The following is a 17,449-nucleotide window of genomic DNA, read 5'->3' on the forward strand; positions in this document are numbered from 1 at the left end:
CCTGAATTATGAAACACAAATGGGTTGGCTGATTGATCCTGAAGAACAAACGGTATTTGTCTACATCCGCAATCAACAGCCAGTCATGTTGGATGAATTAGAAGCTTTACTCCCTGTGCCAGATTTTGCCAGTGAGTTGAGGTTGACGGTGGGAGATTTATTTGGTTGGCTGTTGGAGTAAACCAAACTCTGACGAATTGAATAAAGAAATAGACCAAGTGCAACAAGTTTTATGGGTAGGAATCGGTTGTAAACGGGGAACCTCATGGCAGTTGATTGATCGGGCAATTGAGGAAATCTTTCGAGAAAATCAACTTTTTCCAAGTGCGATCGCAGGGATTGCTACCATTGACACTAAAGCCTCGGAAGTTGGTTTAGTAGAACTTTGTCGCCTACGGAATTTGCCCCTAAAAACCTTTTCTGCCCAAATCCTTCGCTCTGTCTGTGTCCCCAACCCTGCCACAATTACCGACCACAAAGTAGGTACACCTAGCGTAGCAGAGGCAGCTGCTATGCTTGCAGCCTCTCAACTTACATCGTTGACTGTTTTCCCCTTTACAAGCATAGAGGAATTGCGGGTGAGGTTCTTAATTCCTAAACAAATTTTTCAATTACAAGGGCAACCAGGAGCAGTAACACTAGCTGTTGCCCAAGCTTCAAATATTAGTATTACAATTTACTAATTTTTCTAGTCAACCACTCTCAATAAATAGTTAATTATGGTAGAAACAATTGCTAGCACAATTGAACCTAACAAAGCAGGTAAAAAGCCCTGAATCTCAAAACCATAACCAGGAGTTAGGGCACTTGCCAGCCAAAGGGTTAAGGCGTTGATCACTAATGTAAATAAACCAAAGGTGAGTAAGGTAATCGGAAAGGTCAAAATCTGCAAAATTGGTCTAATAAATGCATTAACCAGACCAACAACAAGAGCCGCGACCAAGGCGGTCACAAAATTCTTGATAAAGAATCCCGGAACGATATTAGCAGTCAGAAATAACGCCACCGCACTACCGAGCCAAGTTAATAAAAAGTGTTGCATAGGTTTTTTTAGAGGAATTAGCAGTTTAATTAATTTGAGTATCGCCAGTTGTAATCTGTAACACCATCAGGCATCGTTGTATCTAGCTCCTAAAGTTGCCGTACTCTCAGATCAGCCTAAAAACAATGTAGTTATCAGCGATCGCATAGAAAGATACTTCTAATAGGTATATCTTTATCGTATTGCAGGATGTACCGCAATACGGCTTAATTAACGTTTTAATATTTTCAAGATACCCCCAACCCCCCTTTTTTACGAGGGCTTATAATCCAATACAGTTCAGTTAAGCATTTCTTCTGTTTGTATCCTCTGCGCCCCTGCAGGAAGCCACTACGCGTCTACATTAAAAAATTGACTTTGATAAAGAGTTTTAGCCTTAACCGAACCGTATTGGGATGTACGGCATTAAATTCATCAAAAATGCTGTGAAGCACAAAACCCCTATTACTTTGTCAAGGGATTTCCAACAAATAAATTACCCAATCTTGTGGGGTGGGCAGCGTTCGACTGACTTGTACTGAGCTTGCCTGCCCTGAGCCCTTCGACAAGCTCAGGGTAACACGTGTCGAAGGGTCGAAGTAGCGCTCACGCCGAAGTCTTGCCCGCCTTTAGCTACGGGCCCTCGTGTCGCCCACCCCACAAGAAGTAATTGAGTATTTTTTATTTGGAAGTCCCCAAGCTAGTCCAAGCTAGTAATGAAGGGTTTGTAGTCAGGACTTTAGTGCTTAAAAAATAAGGATTAAAGTCCTTGCTCCCTAATATGGCTAACGCCGTAAAAGAACCTCCCAGGTAGAGCCACCAACTACACCGTCAGCTTCTAAACCATAGCGCTTTTGTGCCGCTTTCACAGCTTCCTCGGTTGTTACACCAAAGTCTCCATCAGCATCGCCTTTCAAGAAACCAAGCTTTTTCAGTTGTTCTTGCAACTTGACAACTTCAGAACCACGTAACCCTATACGCAAAATTGGTAATCCTTCTGAGGTGTATTGAATACCAGGGATTCGATTCGTAGTTGTGTTTGACTGAGTTCGAGTAGTTGATGTAGTACGATTCGGTGTTTTCTGTGTGCTTGAAGTTGTAGCTTTTCTTGGAGTAGCAGGTTTTGGCTCAGGGCTGTTGGCAATTTGTGTTACAGCTTTTTTTCGGGTAGTAGGTTTTGGCTTAGGGCTAGTCGCAACTTGTGTTACAGCTTTTTTTGGGGTAGGAGGTTTTGGTTGAGGGCTGGTTGGAACTTGTGTTACAGCTTGTGGGGGGTTGGGGTTAGGATTTGTAACCTTGGTGACGTTGCTACGCTGGGTTGGGACAGGAAAATTTGTAGCTGAGTTAACTCCTGGCTGGGATGAAGGGACGGTTGATCCTACCGATTGATTCGGGAAAAGTCGTTGCCAAGTGCTGGCATCAACAACGCCATCTGGATTTAAGCCAGCTGCTTGTTTAAACCGGGAAACAGCACTGGCGGTATTCTCACTATATACACCATCTACGGCACCAGAGTAATAACCCAAAAGTTTTAAAGCAGCTTGAAGTTCAGACACGCGTTCGCCTTGGCTACCAACTTTCAGGGTAGGGCGGTTGATCTTATCTCCAGGATTTACTTGGGCAATTTTTTGTGGTGCAGCTATTGATACTACAGCCGTTGAGGCAATCAACAGAGGTGTAGTGGAGAACAAGAGTATTTCAATAGCTGATAAAGATTTAGAGCTTTTTGTCCACCAACCTTTTTGCCGTTTTTCCATCCTACAGCGATTTCCAGTTGCATCTAGTAATTTTAAGTAACTCAAAATCCTTGCTCTCAGGCTGCCTTGCATGGAATTTACTCCCAGAATATTCTCATGCTAATAGTACAGCCACTTGGTCTAAGAGTAATCCAACAAATAAATGATCCAAAATGCTGAGATATTAGAGAAATAATCAGTGTGCTATCTGTACCCATGTTTCCCAAATCTGTGAACCAACTAACCGACAGCCTTAAATCCCTTTACGCACTAAACCCGGATTTCCCTGCGATATCGGGGTAAACAATACTCCTAACAGTTGCATCGCTGCCACTGATGTGCGATCGCTCATCAATGGCAAATCAACCAGTTATTCAAGCTGTCTGCCACTTAGTTGATGGTTCAGTTTTTGTCAGGCTACGCCAATTTTGGCTTCGTCTACTTCCGTTGGGAGTTCTACCCCCAATTGTGCTAAAGCCTCTCTGCCAACTGCGATCGCCTCCAACATCTGGCCAAGGCCACTTAGGGCGATAATTTGAATCTCAAAACAATATTTTAAAAGTTAGGGAATGTAGTCAAAAAGCTCACTAAGCGTCAACTCAAATTGTCGAAATTAGTAGCTTGGGTTTCTACAGCTTTTTTGCGTTTGCTCTGGGTGTTGCGATCGCTTATGCTAAATTAAGTCTGATTTTAATTATCTTCTGTGGACAGAAACCGCGAACCGTTTATCAGTCTGGCATTTTACCACGCCTTTAAATGGTCGGTCGTCAGCCCCATGTTTCACGCTTACTTTCGAGGCCAGATTTATGGTGCGGAAAATGTCCCCCAATCAGGGCCAGTCGTGGTAGTGAGTAATCACGCTAGTTACTTTGACCCGCCAATTGTCTCCATGTGTGTACGTCGTCCAGTGGCGTACATGGCTAAGGAAGAGTTATTTCATATCCCCATTTTGGGCCAAGCGATTAAATTGTACGGTGCTTACCCGGTGAATCGGGGAAGTGCCGATCGCACTGCCATCCGTTCCGCCCTAGAATATCTCAATAACGGTTGGGCTGTCGGTGTTTTTTTGCAAGGCACCCGCACCCCCGATGGTCGAATTACAGACCCTAAAAGAGGCGCATTACTGCTGGCGGCGAAAGCAAAAGCCCCAATATTGCCGGTGAGTCTCTGGGGTACTGAGGGGATTTTAGAAAAAGGCTCCTCCCTACCTCGCGCAGTTCCCATCACTATGAGAATTGGTAACTTGATTGATGCCCCCAGTTCCACTAATAAAGAGGAATTGCAAGCGTTAACCCAAAAGTGTACTACGCTAATTAACGAGATGCATGATTTAGGGCGATGAAGTTAGGAGTTAGGAGTTAGGAGTTAGGAGTTAGGAGTTAGGAGTTAGGAGTTAGGAGTTAGGAGTTAGGAGTTAGGAGTTAATAAACCTATTGCGAAAATACTTGAACTGCCAGGGGATCAAGTCCCTTTTCTTATAGCAAAAGTCCGTTGATATCTTACACCATTCTCGATTCGTACCATCGCCCGCCCAGAAATAAATTTCTGTTTCTGATAGCGAAAGTCCATTGAAATAGACTGAAATATTTTCTCAGTCATCTTAAAGATGACTTTCGCTATTAGCCTAATAATTCATTACTAGGCGGTTGTTGGAACTGGTGCAAGATTTAAGTTAAAACCGACTTGCGCTATTAGCCCTAAAATAAATTTTCGGGCGGGTGTTCAACTTTTACAATAGGTCTAATTTGACACTCCCCGCGATAAATCGACGGGGATTCTTGGTTCAACGAAACCACTTAACCTAAAGTCCTTGCGTCATCTAGACCAGAGGTGGGATTCTCCCCAAGCGTTAACTTTCCGAGTGCCCCTCGGTAGTTGCATTGCTGAGGCAGTGCGTTGGGCGGCTATGCCGACTTGTTCGCGGAGCGTCTCGAAGAGAAGCAACTGCCGTGCAAGTCCTGTTTAGCTTGAAACAATTTGTTCCAAAATTCTGAGTCGTCTAGCCCCTATGAATCTTTTACCTACTGTTAGGAGGAAACTAGAACAATGCAGTAGAACCGCATAGATTCAATTATCAAGGTTCAGTGCTTTGTCTTTCGACAGCTAGGTTTTTTAAGTGGTTGATTACCTTTCCACTATCATTAGTATAGTATATTGCTATACTAATTAATTGAAAGCCGTCGTAGAACGACGGGGCTTTAAACCCAATTTTTCGGTAAAATAGTTTGTTAGCCAAGAAAAATTGAGAAATGATGTCGGATTTAAGAGCGGAATTAACAGAAATTTTGGATGAGGCAGAGTGGGAATGGCTAATTCCTCATGTCCAACGAGACGCAGTAATTTTGGTGGCACCTGAGCTAAACTTGGTGGATGTTGGAGTAGCGATCGCTAGTGATAACATACCATCGGTGCAACAGTGGATTGATGAGCAATTGATTACTAAACCCACGATAGTACAGGTGGGAGAATGGAATGGGGAGCTACGCCAACGCGACAAGCGATTTCATACCCTCATCGTCCAGCCTTACGTTTTAGTGCAGGAAATAGTCGCTGCTTAATAATTTCTGTGTTGTTTTCACTGACAGTTGGTGTTGGAATAGTTACAACTCAATAGCTAAATCTAGAGCTTTTTGTTTACGGATAAGTCTATTACTGATCCAGCCTAACTGAACGGTATTGCGTGATAAGCAGTCTGTCAATAATTTATATTAGCTTGACTTAATCAAATCAACGATCGCCTTCACCAATACATCTGGATCTACGGGTTTAGAAATATGCATTTGAAATCCTGCTGCTAGTGCTTGCTGCTGATTCATTTCCCCTGCATAGGCTGTCAGAGCGATCGCTGGTACTAATCCTCCTTGTTGAGGCGATCGCGCCCTCACTTCACGCATCAACATATAACCGTCTGTCTTGGGCATTCCAATATCACTAATTAAAACATCTGGTATCAACTCAGACAGCGCTTGTAATGCTTCCTGTGCTGATGCTACGGGAGTTACTTTTACGCCGTAGCCTTGCAAAATAAAGGTAATTAAGTCGCGGATATCTGGTTCATCGTCCACCACCAAAATTTGAGTATCTGAAAGCAGCGAGGATTCCGACTCAGCATCTAAAGACTCGTTCTCTTCACGCCGAATATGTTCGCTTCTGATCAAAAGCGGTAACTCAACAGTGAAGGTTGCACCCAATCCTTCTCCAGGACTTTCGCCTTGAACATTTCCCCCATGCATCTCTACAACTTTACGTGCGATCGCTAATCCTAAACCTAGTCCACCAAATGTCCGCGTAGTTGTACTATCAGCTTGGCGAAAGTAATCGAACAGATAAGGCAAAAACTCTGGCTGAATTCCCTTACCTGTATCGCTAACCTGAATTTGAGCCTGCTTATCAGCTTCCATGAGTCGAATTTCTACCCGTCCTCCTGTTGGTGTAAATTTTACTGCATTGGATAGTAGATTCCACACAACTTGTTGAAGCCGATTTGAGTCGCCCATTACTTGTCCCAAAGTGGGATCAAATATGGTTTGAATTTGAATTGACTTAGCTTGTGCTGCTAGTTGTACCGTTTCTAATGCTGCTTCAACTACCATTACCAAGTTTACCGGACAGATATTCAAGTTTAATTTTCCTTGGAGGATGCGAGACACATCTAACAAATCTTCAATTAGCTGGGTTTGTAACTTGGCGTTGCGTTCAATGGTTTCCAAGGCGCAGTTAGTGGTTTTTTCATCAAACTTGCCAGTCCGCAGCATTTTCGACCACCCCAGGATGGAGTTGAGTGGGGTTCGCAGTTCATGGGAGAGAACCGCCAGAAACTCATTTTTGATTTTGTTGGCGATTTCTGCTTCTTTGCGTGCTGTCCGTTCTCGTTCGAGTAAATGAGCGTATTCTTTGGAGTGATTTGGCAGATTCAAGGCTGTGGATCTCCCCTGTTCAAGATGATATTCCATGTCATACTGGACAACTTGAATCTGAGGGTTTTCTGCTGCTATTGCCAATTTTGTTTCTAGTTGTGTTAATTGTTCCTCAAGCGCTGCTTGCCTTTGTTGATAAGATATTTCTGATTGCTCTAACTCAGCTACGCGCTGCCGCATAACTGCTAATTCATTAGTGAGTTCATCGTGAATTTTATCAAAATTTGGCATATTGTACACCGCTCATAACTCAACAATACCGATTTGAAGAGTAGGCATCCGCTAATGTTATGAGTATGAATTTTTAAGCTAAGAAATGTAATCCATCAAAAGGCACATAAACAATTCAAAATTTAAAATGTAAAGTTTTCAAACACAGTTCTAATAACCGTAGCGGTGGACACTGCTACAAGCATCAAAATCTATCTTTTCGGCATCGGTAAATAGTGACCACCCGACAAAAATTGCTAAGTAGCTGAAGAAAGTTTATCTCTTCAGACGCATGAAACCTGCACCAATTAATAATCCTGCAATCTGCCCCCAGAAGACAACACCCGATTGATTTACACCAAGGGGAGGAATATTTAAACTCCCAATACCATAAAATAATTGTTGTACAAACCACCAAAATATATAGAAAAAGGCAGGAACTTCGATGGGAATATACAAAATTATTAACGGCAAAATTGTGTCAATTTTAGCTTGAGGAAACTTCATGACATATGCTCCTAAAATAGCTGCGATCGCGCCATTGCTCCCAATTAATGGTATTGTCAAACTCGGCTCAATCAGAATTTGTACTAAAGAAGCGATCGCGCCAGTAGCCAGATAAAATCCTAGATAGTGTCTATGCCCGAGAATATTTTCTACTGTCTTCCCAAAAACCCACAAAAATAGCAGATTTCCCAATATCTGACTAAAACTGCCATGTATAAATATTCCCAAAGGTAGTGAAATTGTTCGCCAAATTACAATTATCCAAGCAGCAGAGTTGTTAAAGAAGAGTGCATTTGTAATTCCCCCACTAATCTGCGCTGGAATCACACCCCAACTATTGACAAAATAGCCCAAAGCACCACTAAATTCTAGTTGAAGTTCCCATAAAAATACGGTAACATTAATGCCAATCAGCCAGTAATTAATAATTGGCTTACTCCGACAACGAATATTATCACTAATAGGAATCATGTGGATTTGTCATTAGTCATTAGTCATTGGTTATTGGGCACTTGTACTGAGCAAAGTCGTTGGCGCAGCCTCTCGTAGAGAAGTATTGGGCATTGAGCAGAGAATTCTTGTAACTCCTAACTCCTGTACAGACGCGATTATCGCGTCTCTGCTCCTAACTCCTGTAGAGACGCGATTAATCACGTCTCTACTCCTAACTCCCCACTGCCTCATTCTCCCTTAACGTGTGGCAAGATTGAAATCAGATCGCATCGCACTTAAGTAGGCAAACAAGATGCTAGGAAACACACTTGTAGGAAGATACCAAATTATTAGTAACTTGGGAGGTGGGGGTTTTGGCGAAACCTTTGTGGCTTGTGATACCCAATTACCCGGTTCACCTCCATGTGTTGTTAAGAAACTTAAGCTCCAGGCAAATGATCCAATAACTTTGGAGACAGCTAGGCGTTTATTTGATACCGAAGCACAAGTTCTATATAAATTAGGAACTCACGATCGCATTCCCCAACTTTTAGCTTATTTTGAGGAAAATGCCGAATTCTATCTTGTACAGGAATTGATTGAAGGTCACGACCTGAGTCAAGAATTAACCCCAGGTAAAATCCTAAGTCAAGACCAAGTAATTTTACTTTTACAAGAACTTTTGACAATCTTAGAATTTGTCCATCAACAGAATGTAATTCACCGTGATGTTAATCCCCGAAATATCCTCAGACGCCAACCAGATGGCAAATTAATCTTAATTGATTTTGGTGCAGTTAAACAAATTACTACTCAAATTATTACTCCTCAAGGTCAAACTATAGCTACTGTTGCTATAGGTACGCCTGGATATATTCCTGGTGAACAAGCTCATGGTACGCCAAAATTAAGTAGTGATATCTATGCTACGGGAATAATTGCTATTCAAGCTCTGACTGGATTATCAGCAGAGGAAATACTAAAAGATGCTGATACTAATGAAATTATCTGGCATAATCAAGCCATCGTAACGCCAGAATTCGCTCAATTCTTAGATAAAATGGTGTGCTACGACTTTCGACAACGCTACCCTTCAGCAACTGTAGCATTACAAGCATTGAAAGAGTTAACACAACCACCCGCACAGACAATAGCGTTAACTCCTATTTCTCCTATTTCTCTACCCAAAAATATCACCAAACCTCAACCGAAAAAAGGAATATTGGGTAAAATTTTACTAGCGATATTTTTCATCGGTGTTAGCGGAGTAGCATCAATATTTATTCTGAATCACATTAATTCAAATAACGCCATAGAATTATCCAAACAAGGAAATACGCTTTTTGATCTACAACGCTATCAAGACGCGCTAGAAGTATATGAAAAAGCAGTTAATATTAGACCAGATTATTCTCAAGGCTGGAATGGTGAAGGCAAAACGCTGGATAAATTAAAAAAATACAAAGAAGCATTAGTGGCATATGACAAAGCAATTCAAATTCAGCCAGATTATTTAGAGGCTTGGATTGGACGGGGTTTTGTATTAGGAAATTTACAGCGATATCAAGAAGCGATTGCCTCTTTTGACAAAGCCTTACAATTAAATAATAATAACTCAGAAGTCTGGAACGCTAAAGGTGAAGCTTTTAGTAATTTAAATCAATATGACCTAGCGATTAAATCTTATGAGAAAGCGATTGAACTCAAACCAGATAATTACGAAGCTTGGTACAAAAAAGGATTAGCTTTGCAGAATTCTAAGCGATATGAAGAAGCGATCGCAGCCTACCAAAAAGTTGTTGATTTAAAACCAGACTATGAGCAAGCTTGGTATAATTTTGGAAATGCTTTAGTGAATTTACAACGCTACAAAGATGCATTTACGGCTTATGACAAAGCGGTACAATACCAGCCAAATTATTATCAAGCTTGGTTATCAAGAGGTAATATTTTGCTGAATTTACAACGTTATCCAGAAGCGATTGAATCTTTTAATCAAGTAATTAAATACAATCCTGGCAACTATAAAGCATGGTATAATTTGGGCTGGTCGTTGCATCAAACCCAACGCTATGTAGAAGCAATAAAATATTATAATAAAGCCGCAAAAATTAAGCAAAATGACTATCAACTATGGTATAATATGGGAAATTCAGAATATATATTGCAGAAATACGAAGATGCGATCGCGTCTTATAATAAGGCAGTTCGTTATAAACCAGACCATTCCGAAAGCTGGTATAGCAGGGGTAATGCCCTATTCAATTTGAAACGGTATCAGGGTGCGATCGCTTCTTACGATCAAGCAATAAAATACAAGCCTAATTACCAACAAGCAATAGAGGCGCGTAACCAAGCCAAAATTCAGCTGCAAGGCGAAAAATCAAAGCCTGTAATCGTCGTACCAATCATCCCAGTTCCTAATCCTACTAATCTACCGCAGACGACACCCTAGTATTCTGTCAAGGTAACTCTGCTGGGTTCGTAGTGAGTACTTAAGCGCTCCAGCCCTCTCTAGGAGACGCTACGCGAACACTACCAGGACTTACCCAAACAATAGCTGAAAAGAATGATTTTTAGGTATGGGCAATACTCTGCGGTCAGATGAAGCTACATGAATTGCCTCTACAGCTTGTAGTTTTGCGTAAGTCCTAACTATGAACTTACAGCGATTTTCAATTGAATAGACGACACGTATAGGGGCACAATATATTGTGCCCCGACAATGACTGTATTCCACGCATTTAAAAATTACCATAACTACCGAATATTCACTTCTTGCAGGGAATTGGCTCCCTGAAGATATTCAACCTTAGTGAGTGAGTTTTTAGGAATGAATGAATTTGTTCTTTTTGCAAAAGCTACCTTTTGATTATCAGCCAGTAGGCGTTGTTTTTGAGTATACTCATTCAATTTAACTTGAGCTTGAGCATAAACTAGAGTATCTTGGGGAATATTATGGAGAAATTTTACAGCCCGATCAAAATCACCAATAGATGCTTGTTTATAGGCTTTCTTTAAAAAGTAGGCTGCTCTGATCTGCCGCTTTCGATTGTACTCAGCTAACTTTTCTTGCACTAAAGTACCAGCATGACTTTCTTGAGGAATTTGACGCAGATATTGTAATGCAGTAGAAAAATCCTTTTCCTTGGCTCTTTCGTAAGCTTTTGCTAATAAATCTTGTGTCTGTGTTTCAATGTTCACGTATGCTTGCTGAACTAGTTTAGCTGTTTTAGATTGCCAATATAAAATATTTGGAACTTCAGAAGCAGCATGAAGAACATCTGACCATCTGCTCTCATGAAAAGCTGTTTCAGCTATTTGATATTGCTGTGCAGCTACTTGCCATTGCTCTTGCCATTCTTCGATTGTAGCTTGCGCTTCTGGATAAACATTACTGTGGGAGGGAATTGATTTAGCGAGTGCTATTGCCTCTTGGAAATCTCCTGCTTGATATTCTTGGGTTGCCTTATATAAAGTATCTGTTTCTGAGTATGCAGGTGAACTATTAACTAAAGAATATACACCAAATCCCATCAATAAAGAATTAGCCGCCAGTCCTACTTTCATTCCTGTTAATAATGGCGATAATTTCCCAGATGTGGGATTCTGAGAATTATCATTTTCAATCGCCGCCTCTAGGGGAAATTGAGAATCTGCTTCTAATATTTCTGGTGGCTGAATTTCCCATATTATTTGTTTGAGTACTTGCAGTACCTCACCCGCAGATTGGAAGCGATTTTGAGAATCGTAGCGGATCATTTGGCTGAGAACAGCAGCTAGATAATCATTAACTGGCGTGTTTTGAGAACGCCAAAAAATTTCATGATCATTAGCATAAGGATCAGCTTTTAATTGTAATGGTTCTAACCCTGTTAAAGCTTGGATGGCAATCATACCCAAAGCATAAATATCACTGTTGGGCTGTGTTTGTCCAATAAACTGCTCTGGCGGTATATACCCCAATGAAGTGACGGGAATTCTATAAATGGGCAATTCCGCACCTATGCCAAAATTGATAGACTGGATTGAGCCAAAGTCAATCAAAACTAACTTGCCATCGCTATTACGTCTGATCAAGTTTTCCGGTTTGATATCGCAATGGATAACGCCTTGAGAGTGAATAAATTCTAGAATACCTAAGACATCTATCAAAAATTCTACAACTTCGCTTTCACTCCACAGACATCCCCACTGTTGATTAATGGGCAATTCCGCAGTCAGCGCATGTCCTTCAATACACTCTTGCACTAAATAAAATTGCTCGTTTTCTTCAAAGCAGGCGATAAATTCAGGAATTTGGTGATGGCTTCCCAGAAGCTTGAGGGTTTGGGTTTCAGTTAGAAACAGTAACCTCAGCATCTCCAAGTCGCCGGGTTCGGAACTGCTAACTTTAATCTGCTTAACAACGCATTTCGGATTCTCTGGATAATCTACGTCTACAGCAATGTATGTTTGTCCAAACACCCCTGCACGAAGGCTTTGGACAATTTGGTAACGCCCTTGTAGTAATTTACCGATTATGTGGTAGGTCATGAGCTGGTTACTCAGTAAGTCCTTTTATCTAGATTTACTGGTATTTCCTCCAGTTTCCGGAAAGCTTTAAAAATAAATAGCCAGAATTTTGATACTTCTTGAATGCAAGTTTAATTTTTTATAGCGTTTCCTAAGCAACTGAGGTACATCCAAGTATTTTTTACCAAGGTCAGTAGCTATTGAAAACGTACTTCACTAGGTCGGGAACCGCTATAATTTTTTAAGTATTTTTGCGTAAAAAAATCTAATATTTTGTTAAAATAAGGAAATTTGCGCTCAAAAATGATGATTACCGTCAAGTGCGCTCTTTGAGATTGAAGGCGTGAAACCTGGAAGGCTTTGGGCATTGCGGCTAAATGCTTGGGAATGACCAGAGCGGATTATTTGTCAGAGATGGTAAAAAACAACCTTCTACGGCTTAGTTTTAGCAACGGAAAAATTTTGAGAGTTAAGGCTGAAAAGCTCACAGCATAGTGGTTGTAACTAATCAGCCTTTGCTTTTTACCCTTACCGACTCAGCCACCAGGCGTATGGCTTTGCTAGAACTTTCTTGCTGCACGAACTGCCCCTGCAACTGTACGAAGCCAGGGGAGCTTACAGCGCCTGGCTCGTGGGTCGGAACAGGATCTCGTTTCTCCCTCGTCTATCGCTGCCAGCTATCTGTCTTGCACGTGTTGCCTTACTTAGTGAGCTAAGGAATGCAACCAGAGAACACATTTTTTGCCGCTCAACGACCGGTCATTTGCTCCAGCTTTTCGGGATACCGAGCCCCTTGCACCGCGATCTTGGAGGCGGCGTCATCGATGTCACGCAGATCGTCGGGCGTGAGTTCAACTGAGACTGCCCCGATGTTTTCATCCAAGCGATGCAGTTTCGTCGTGCCTGGGATCGGAACAATCCACGGCTTCTGGGCCAGCAGCCAGGCGATCGCAATTTGAGCAGGTGTCGCCTGCTTCTGTTCTGCAATGCTGCCAAGCAGATTAATCAGGGCCTGATTTGCCTTGAGAGCCTCCGGCGTGAAGCGAGGCAGTGTGCTGCGGTAGTCGGAACTGTCGAAGGTCGCATTTTCGTCGATCTTGCCCGTGAGAAAACCCCTACCCAACGGACTGTACGGGACAAAACCGATTCCGAGTTCCTCAAGGGTCGGTATTACTTCCTGCTCAGGAGTCCTCGTCCACAGCGAGTATTCGCTCTGGAGAGCCGTGATCGGCTGAACTGCGTGCGCGCGACGGATCGTTTGCACTCCTGCTTCCGAGAGTCCAAAGTGCTTCACCTTACCTTCCTCAATCAGTTCCTTCACCGCTCCTGCCACGTCTTCGATTGGCACGTTCGGGTCAACTCGGTGCTGATAGAGCAAGTCGATTGTCTCGACCTTGAGTCGCTTGAGCGAACCTTCTACAGCCTGCTTGATGCGCTCCGGTCGGCTATCCAATCCTGGCGCACCCTTCATCCCACGGGGATCAGAATTAGGACTCAGGTCGAACCCGAATTTGGTGGCAATGACCACTTGCCCACGGAAGGGAGCGAGGGCTTCGCCCACAAGTTCTTCGTTGGTGAACGGGCCGTAGACCTCGGCGGTGTCAAAGAATGTAACACCGCGTTCGATGGCGGCCCCCAAAAGGGCGGTCATTTCCTGTATGTCTTTGGGTGGGCCATAAGAAAAGCTCATTCCCATACAGCCCAAACCGATCGCCGAGACTTCTAAGTTGCTGTTCCCCAGTTTGCGCGTTTGCATTGTTTTTTTCCTTTGATGTATAACTGATATTGTTTACCGTTGATCGTTTCCTCTCACTCGGTGCCGGATTCTTGTGCACCTATCTCCCGGACTCTGAATTCTTCCACGTCGGTCAATAAAAGATACTTTCTGAGCAACGCTTCATCAAACTCGGCACGGCGATTCATTTTGTTCAGTAAATCTCGTCGTCGCTCCAGCACTTCCAGGTAAATGGATTGATAGTCTTTTAATGAGTTTTGCCAAGCGAGATTTGATTCAGAGAGTTCGCGATCAAAAACCTTCAGATCGATTTCAAGCTTCGAGAACAGATTATCCAAGTGTTCGTTTCGCGCCCGCTCTTCGCTGTATTTTTCTTCCAAAAATCGAAGCGAAGCCAGTGCTAATTTCTTTTGAATGATGATCTGCTGGTGTTGTTCAGGAATGAGGGTGAACCTATCTCTGAGGTTTACTGTGCGGATCAGCCAGGGAAGCGTTAACCCTTGAAAAACTAGGGTGATGAGAATGACGATAAACGTGATGAAGAGAATTAGCTCACGGTAGGGAAATGGCTGTCCGGCTTGAGTGAGGAGCGGGACGGAAAGTGCGGATGCCAGCGATACCACACCGCGCATTCCCACCCAACCGAAAATCAGCGGGCCTCTCCATCCTGGATTCGGGTCTGACACCGTGATAAAGCGGCTCATGACTCTCATCAAAACAGAAGTTCCTAGTGTGCAAAGCAGCCTTGTTCCGATCAGCACGATCGCGATGATTAATCCATACCCAACGGCACTGCCTAAACTAATGTTTCCAAGCTGCCGGACGACAAACGGCAATTCGAGTCCGATGAGCAAAAAAATCAGCCCGTTCAAGACAAAGACCAGATTCGCCCATACATTTACGCTTTCAATCCGGCTTTGGTAATTCAGAAAACGATCGCGCTTGCTGGATAAGAGCAATCCACCACTAACGACCGCTAGCACGCCTGAACAGTGAAAGTGTTCAGCAGCATAATACATACAGTAAGGCGTAACCAGGGTTAGGACAATTTCGATGCTGGACGTTGTGGGTAATAAACGATGAATGCCATAGAAAATCAATCCCACAACAAGACCGATCGCGATTCCCGTTAAAATCACGAAAACGAAGTTGACAGCTGCTGCTTGAAATTGAAACTGTCCGGTGAGAACTGCCACCAACGCGAAACGAAACACAATCAGCGACGAGGCATCGTTAAGCAAGCTTTCGCCTTCAATCAGACTGACCAGGGATTTCGGCACGTTCACCCGCCGCATGATCGTCGTCGCAGAAACGGCATCAGGCGGTGAGATAATGCCACCCAACAGAAAGCCCATCGCTAGAGTAAAACCGGGAATGAGCGCACTGGAGACCACTGCAATTACGCATGACGTTAAGATGACGATTGGAAAAGCAAACCCGATGATTAGCCCTCGCCATTTCCAGAATTCTTTCCACGAGACTTGCCACGCCGCTTCATACAGCAAGGGTGGAAGAAAGATCAGGAAAACTAACTCTGGGTTAATGGTGATATTTGAAAACGGAGCGATGAAACTCAGCGCGAGTCCGCCCAGTACAAGCACGATAGGATAAGCCAGTCGCAGCTTATTCGCAATCATGACCAATCCGAGAATGATCAAGATCAGGCAAATATATTGAATGAAGATGTCTTGCATGAAGCCGGTGTTGAAGAGAGGAGTAACGTCATTAAGAGTTGGGTTTATTCACGACTTCATTCAAGCATTGCAAAGCATTCAGTGTTCGGGGATATCCCACCCAAGGCAACAATTGTGTAATCAGATCCAGCAGTATGTCTTTGCCGTTTCCGACATTCAGATTGGCTTGAATATGCCCCTTTATCTGTGATTCAACCCCGCCCAGAGCAATGAGGATAGACAGTGTGATCATCTCCCTTACTTTGATGTCTACGCCATTGCGGGTGTAATAATCGCCAAAGCAATTGGCAGACAGAAACCTTTGAATGTGCAGCTGGTCTTTGGGCGATCGCTCGTACATTTGATCGATTGTCTCGCCGAACACAGCTTTCTGTATTGCCAGCCCTTTGTCATAGCGTGTTTCCGGGTTGGTGGTCGATTGCCCTTCTAAAGGTAATTGAATGCCCCTGTTGGACATCACTTCATTAGTGGCATGGACGAAATCAAATGCTTTCGCCATACCCACGTAGGGTACCGACTGATACAGGATCTCCTTGATTTCAATCGGCGTTACTCCGACATTGAGCGCAGCATCCACCATAACCCTGTATTCACTTACTGCCTGGCTGCCGATGATAGATGCCAGAATCAGCATGACCCTTGTCTTTGTATCCAGCTTGCTGAGAGCAATTACTTCGTCGAAGGCGAAGTTGTCAAAGACTTCGATCAGTTCAGGGTCGGTTACTTTCAGGGTCGATTTGTGGTTTGGAAACAGTTCCTCATGGTTTTTATGTGCCGCTTCACTTATCCTCACAGAGTCCTTCTGCGGTGTATTTGTCATACGCACCTCCTTCTTTGAGTCACAGTTCTCTGTCCAGCGATTCCGTCTATAATCCCGTTCGCTTTTCCAACTCTTCTGGATAGCGATCGCCTTCCACTGGGATTTGCGCCAATGCCGCGTCGATGCTCTTTAATTCGTCCTGTGTCAGTTCAATATCTGCTGCCCCAAGATTTTCTTCTAGGCGGCTCAATTTGGTCGTGCCGGGAATGGGCACAATCCACGGTTTTTGCGCTAGCAGCCAGGACAGTGCTATTTGCGCTGCTGTGGCTTGCCTCTGTTCCGCGACCTTTCTTAACAGATCCACCAAGGACTGGTTGGCATCGAGAGCTTCCGGCGTAAACCGAGGAACAATACTGCGGAAGTCGGATTTGTCGAATTTTGCATCCTTGCTGATACTGCCTGTCAGGAAGCCTTTACCCAAAGGACTAAACGGCACAAAACCGATTCCCAGTTCTTCCAGGGCAGGCAGCAAAGCTTCTTCCGGATGCCGCCACCACAGGGAGTACTCACTCTCAACGGCAGTTACCGGTTGGACTGCGTGCGCCCGGCGCACGGTCTGTACACCTGCTTCTGAAAGCCCCCAATGTTTGATTTTGCCTTCACCGATCAAATCTTTCATGGTTCCGGCTACGTCTTCGATCGGCACTTGGGTATCGACGCGGTGCTGGTAGTACAAATCAATCACGTCGGTCTTTAAGCATTTCAGCGAACCTTCTATGGATTGCCTGATTCCTGATGGATGACTGTCCTGCACCTGTTTGCCGTCTTTTACAGCAATTTTCAGGTAAATAGACCACAGTGGTTGAACCAACCGAAGGCATCATCTTCGGTAATATAATTTACAGCGTCAGCCATAGCTTGA

At 43.5% G+C, this 17,449-nt stretch carries 14 protein-coding genes and 2 pseudogenes; 6 read left to right on the forward strand and 10 right to left on the reverse strand.

Annotated elements, in window-relative coordinates; translation table 11 throughout:
• Both ACYTXL_RS14985 and ACYTXL_RS14990 read left to right on the forward strand, forming a co-directional pair.
• Window positions 1-181: pseudogene (locus ACYTXL_RS14985) on the forward strand (Uma2 family endonuclease); the annotation flags it as partial.
• 16 nt (window positions 182-197) lie between these two features.
• Complete coding sequence (locus ACYTXL_RS14990; RefSeq protein ID WP_461925423.1) at window positions 198-683, forward strand: cobalamin biosynthesis protein; 486 nt, start codon at window positions 198-200, stop codon at window positions 681-683.
• Between the two features lie 5 nt (window positions 684-688).
• On the opposite strand, the gene ACYTXL_RS14995 is transcribed toward ACYTXL_RS14990, so the two are convergent.
• On the reverse strand, window positions 689-1,042 hold the full coding sequence (locus ACYTXL_RS14995) for a phage holin family protein (RefSeq protein ID WP_461925424.1): 354 nt from the start codon (window positions 1,040-1,042) through the stop codon (window positions 689-691).
• 764 nt (window positions 1,043-1,806) lie between these two features.
• Complete coding sequence (locus ACYTXL_RS15000) at window positions 1,807-2,850, reverse strand: peptidoglycan-binding domain-containing protein (RefSeq protein ID WP_461925425.1); 1,044 nt, start codon at window positions 2,848-2,850, stop codon at window positions 1,807-1,809.
• Window positions 2,851-3,111: 261 nt separating this feature from the next.
• Between ACYTXL_RS15000 and ACYTXL_RS15005 the strand changes: the two genes are divergently transcribed.
• From ACYTXL_RS15005 to ACYTXL_RS15015, 3 genes are all read left to right on the forward strand, one after another.
• On the forward strand, window positions 3,112-3,291 hold the full coding sequence (locus ACYTXL_RS15005; protein ID WP_461925426.1) for a hypothetical protein: 180 nt from the start codon (window positions 3,112-3,114) through the stop codon (window positions 3,289-3,291).
• Window positions 3,292-3,460: 169 nt separating this feature from the next.
• A complete protein-coding gene (locus ACYTXL_RS15010) occupies window positions 3,461-4,099 on the forward strand; it encodes a lysophospholipid acyltransferase family protein (protein ID WP_461925427.1) in 639 nt (212 codons plus the stop codon).
• Window positions 4,100-5,009: 910 nt separating this feature from the next.
• Entirely contained in the window at window positions 5,010-5,315 is a 306-nt protein-coding gene (locus ACYTXL_RS15015) for a DUF2288 domain-containing protein (protein WP_461925436.1), read from the forward strand.
• Window positions 5,316-5,465: 150 nt separating this feature from the next.
• Here ACYTXL_RS15015 and ACYTXL_RS15020 read toward each other — a convergent pair.
• The 3 genes and pseudogenes from ACYTXL_RS15020 to ACYTXL_RS15030 all read right to left on the reverse strand — a co-directional run.
• Window positions 5,466-6,638, reverse strand: a pseudogene (locus ACYTXL_RS15020) (hybrid sensor histidine kinase/response regulator); the annotation flags it as partial.
• Window positions 6,639-7,160: 522 nt separating this feature from the next.
• Window positions 7,161-7,862: a rhomboid family intramembrane serine protease gene (locus ACYTXL_RS15025; RefSeq protein ID WP_461925428.1), complete on the reverse strand. Its 702-nt coding sequence runs from the start codon at window positions 7,860-7,862 to the stop codon at window positions 7,161-7,163.
• A 30-nt stretch (window positions 7,863-7,892) separates the two neighbouring features.
• Entirely contained in the window at window positions 7,893-8,045 is a 153-nt protein-coding gene (locus ACYTXL_RS15030; RefSeq protein WP_461925429.1) for a hypothetical protein, read from the reverse strand.
• 91 nt (window positions 8,046-8,136) lie between these two features.
• On the opposite strand from ACYTXL_RS15030, the gene ACYTXL_RS15035 reads away from it, so the two are divergent.
• Window positions 8,137-10,278 (forward strand): tetratricopeptide repeat protein, encoded by a 2,142-nt coding sequence (locus tag ACYTXL_RS15035; protein WP_461925430.1) that lies wholly within the window; start codon window positions 8,137-8,139, stop codon window positions 10,276-10,278.
• Window positions 10,279-10,583: 305 nt separating this feature from the next.
• Here ACYTXL_RS15035 and ACYTXL_RS15040 read toward each other — a convergent pair whose 3' ends face one another.
• The 5 genes from ACYTXL_RS15040 to ACYTXL_RS15060 form a co-directional block, all read right to left on the reverse strand.
• Window positions 10,584-12,359 (reverse strand): protein kinase domain-containing protein, encoded by a 1,776-nt coding sequence (locus tag ACYTXL_RS15040; protein ID WP_461925431.1) that lies wholly within the window; start codon window positions 12,357-12,359, stop codon window positions 10,584-10,586.
• A 727-nt stretch (window positions 12,360-13,086) separates the two neighbouring features.
• Window positions 13,087-14,094, reverse strand: coding sequence for an aldo/keto reductase (locus ACYTXL_RS15045; RefSeq protein ID WP_461925432.1), 1,008 nt, complete (start codon window positions 14,092-14,094; stop codon window positions 13,087-13,089).
• A gap of 53 nt (window positions 14,095-14,147) precedes the next feature.
• Window positions 14,148-15,767 (reverse strand): Na+/H+ antiporter, encoded by a 1,620-nt coding sequence (locus ACYTXL_RS15050; RefSeq protein WP_461925433.1) that lies wholly within the window; start codon window positions 15,765-15,767, stop codon window positions 14,148-14,150.
• Window positions 15,768-15,798: 31 nt separating this feature from the next.
• Window positions 15,799-16,587 carry a carboxymuconolactone decarboxylase family protein gene (locus tag ACYTXL_RS15055; protein ID WP_461925434.1) on the reverse strand — a complete coding sequence of 263 codons (789 nt, stop codon included), beginning with the start codon at window positions 16,585-16,587 and terminating at the stop codon, window positions 15,799-15,801.
• 46 nt (window positions 16,588-16,633) lie between these two features.
• Window positions 16,634-17,398 carry an aldo/keto reductase gene (locus ACYTXL_RS15060; RefSeq protein ID WP_461925435.1) on the reverse strand — a complete coding sequence of 255 codons (765 nt, stop codon included), beginning with the start codon at window positions 17,396-17,398 and terminating at the stop codon, window positions 16,634-16,636.
• Window positions 17,399-17,449 lie beyond the last annotated feature (51 nt).

Source organism: Nostoc sp. (assembly GCF_054880495.1).

Excerpts from the sequence above, each read along its gene's own strand:
- ACYTXL_RS14995 (WP_461925424.1), bottom strand. The coding sequence starts at position 1,042 with ATGCAACACTTTTTATTAACTTGGCTCGGTAGTGCGGTGGCGTTATTT.
- ACYTXL_RS15000 (WP_461925425.1), bottom strand. The coding sequence starts at position 2,850 with ATGCAAGGCAGCCTGAGAGCAAGGATTTTGAGTTACTTAAAATTACTA.
- ACYTXL_RS15005 (WP_461925426.1), top strand. The coding sequence starts at position 3,112 with ATGGCAAATCAACCAGTTATTCAAGCTGTCTGCCACTTAGTTGATGGT.
- ACYTXL_RS15015 (WP_461925436.1), top strand. The coding sequence starts at position 5,010 with ATGTCGGATTTAAGAGCGGAATTAACAGAAATTTTGGATGAGGCAGAG.
- ACYTXL_RS15025 (WP_461925428.1), bottom strand. The coding sequence starts at position 7,862 with ATGATTCCTATTAGTGATAATATTCGTTGTCGGAGTAAGCCAATTATT.
- ACYTXL_RS15035 (WP_461925430.1), top strand. The coding sequence starts at position 8,137 with ATGCTAGGAAACACACTTGTAGGAAGATACCAAATTATTAGTAACTTG.
- ACYTXL_RS15040 (WP_461925431.1), bottom strand. The coding sequence starts at position 12,359 with ATGACCTACCACATAATCGGTAAATTACTACAAGGGCGTTACCAAATT.
- ACYTXL_RS15045 (WP_461925432.1), bottom strand. The coding sequence starts at position 14,094 with ATGCAAACGCGCAAACTGGGGAACAGCAACTTAGAAGTCTCGGCGATC.
- ACYTXL_RS15050 (WP_461925433.1), bottom strand. The coding sequence starts at position 15,767 with ATGCAAGACATCTTCATTCAATATATTTGCCTGATCTTGATCATTCTC.
- ACYTXL_RS15055 (WP_461925434.1), bottom strand. The coding sequence starts at position 16,587 with ATGACAAATACACCGCAGAAGGACTCTGTGAGGATAAGTGAAGCGGCA.